The sequence below is a fragment of the Paenibacillus sp. OT2-17 genome, from assembly GCF_009827695.1.
GTDB classification, from domain to species: domain Bacteria; phylum Bacillota; class Bacilli; order Paenibacillales; family Paenibacillaceae; genus Paenibacillus; species Paenibacillus polymyxa_B.
This window is the reverse complement of record NZ_WUDQ01000551.1, coordinates 1-2,474: the sequence shown is the minus strand read 5'-3', so window position 1 is coordinate 2,474 and position 2,474 is coordinate 1. Positions and strand designations below refer to the sequence as shown.

Here is a 2,474-nt window from a genome sequence, read left to right as displayed (position 1 = left end):
AGTTCATCAGCAATCGCACGCAACGCATCCATGCTGGAAGCCTGCACGCGTGCAGCCAACAGCTGCACCCCGCCTACTTGCACGACCTGATCGGTCAGCTGGCCCGCCTCAATAACGCTCAGCTTGCTTTGCAGCGATTCATTTTCACGACTGAGGTCTTTAATTTGTTGCTGCAAAGATTCGATACGCTTTGGCACCTCAGACAGCTTGGATTTTACAAGCCCAGCTGACACCTTCAACAGCTCTAATTGACCTTCCATATATTCAAAGCCAAAACGTCCGGTCACCGCTTCGCTACGACGTACACCTGATCCAATGCCGCTCTCGCTGACAAGCTTGAACAAGCCAATTTGCGAAGTATTGCTGACATGACAGCCACCGCATAGTTCAATGCTGTAATCGCCTACCTTAACGACCCGTACGATATCTCCATACTTTTCACCGAACAGCGCCATTGCTCCGAGAGCCTTGGCTTCATCAATCGGTTTCAGTTCAATACTAACATCCAGTTGGTTCCAGATGGCACGGTTTACACGCAGTTCAATATCCGCCAGTTCTTCTGGTGTAATGCTTCCAAAATGGGAGAAGTCAAAACGCAGACGCCCAGGCTCTACCAAAGAACCCGCTTGATTGACATGGTCACCCAGCACTTCTTTAAGCGCTTTGTGAAGCAAATGCGTAGCCGTATGGTTTTTCTCAATTTCTCCACGTGAAGCTTGATCTACTTCTGCTTTCACCGTATCGCCAACGTTCAGCTCACCGGCTTCTACAACAACCTGATGCACATGCTGACCTTGTGGCGCCTTAAACAGCCCTTCGACCTTCGCGGTTACCGTACCTCCACGCAGCAAGCCTTGGTCACTGACTTGTCCTCCGCTTTCGGCATAGAAAGGAGTCACATCCAGCACGACCTGACAAGACTGCCCTTCACTAACACTGTCCACCAGTGCATCTTCATATACAATCGCCACTAATTTAGACTCAGTTACGAGGTCATTATATCCAACAAATTCACTTTTAACCGCCAGATCGGACAAAGCTCCGCCCTGAATCTTCATGCTCGCGCTGTCCTGATGAGCATCACGGGCACGTTTTCGTTGCTCCTGCATCGCTTCATCAAAGCCCTCACGGTCTACTTTCAAGCCCTGCTCGTCCGCATAATCCTCTGTGAGATCGAATGGGAACCCGTACGTATCATACAGTTTGAAAGCATCTGCTCCGCTAATGACATTGCGACCTTCGGCCTTCGCCTGAGCACTGATATCGGACAAAATTGCCAATCCATCTGTCAGTGTTTCATGGAAGCGTTCCTCTTCCGTTTTGATCACTTTAATGATGAAATCACGCTTGTCCACTACCTCAGGGTAATACACACCCATGACATCCCCAACGGTTTCCACCAGCTCAAACATAAATGGACGGTTCATGCCCAGCATTTTTCCATAGCGCACAGCCCGGCGCAGCAAACGGCGAATCACGTAACCCCGTCCTTCATTAGAAGGCAGCACACCGTCACCAATTGCAAAAGCTACGGTGCGGACATGGTCAGCAATAACTTTAAGAGCTACGTCACTGTCCACATTTTCGTTATATTTTACTCCTGCCATCGCGGCTGTTTTTTGGATTAGTGGCTGGAAGATATCCGTATCAAAGTTGGAATCCACATTTTGCAAAATGGATGCAAAACGCTCTAATCCAGCCCCTGTATCAATATTTTTGTTCGGAAGCGGCGTATAGCTGCCATCTTTGTTATGGTTGAATTGTGAGAATACGAGGTTCCACACTTCCAGATAACGCTCATTTTCTCCCCCCGGATACATTTCAGGGTCCGTCATGTCGCTGCCGTAGGCTTCGCCACGATCATAAAAGATTTCCGTACAAGGTCCACAAGGGCCTTCACCGATATCCCAGAAGTTATCTTCCAGTTTGATGATACGCTCGGCAGGAAGTCCAACTTTTTCGTTCCACAGCTTGTACGCTTCCTCATCCTCAGGATACACAGTTACAGCCAGACGTTCTGGATCAAAACCAATCCATTTTGGATCCGTCAGAAACTCCCATGCCCATGTAATGACTTCTTCCTTAAAATAGTCACCAATGGAAAAGTTGCCGAGCATTTCGAAAAAGGTGTGATGGCGGCGCGTTTTACCGACATTCTCAATGTCGTTCGTCCGGATACATTTTTGCGAATTGGCAATACGTGGATTTTCTGGCTTCACACGTCCGTCAAAATAAGGCTTAAGCGGTGCCATACCCGCATTAATCCACAGCAGGGAAGGATCTTTATGTGGAACAAGCGGCGCGCTTGGTTCAATCACATGTCCCTTGCTTTCAAAAAACTCCAGCCATTTGGAGCGGATTTCACTAGCTTTCATATAAGTAGCCTCCTAATTATGGTGTCACTGGTTCCTGGCACAGGCCATAAAAAAACAGAAAAACGCCCCTGAACGGATCAGGGACGATTGTATCGCGGT

1 protein-coding gene is annotated in these 2,474 nt (G+C 48.4%); it reads right to left on the bottom strand.

What is annotated here, in order from left to right:
• A partial coding sequence (alaS, locus tag GRP75_RS24425) for an alanine--tRNA ligase (protein WP_160790611.1) occupies window positions 1-2,375 on the bottom strand: 2,375 nt, incomplete at its 3' end.
• Window positions 2,376-2,474: the final 99 nt, after the last annotated feature.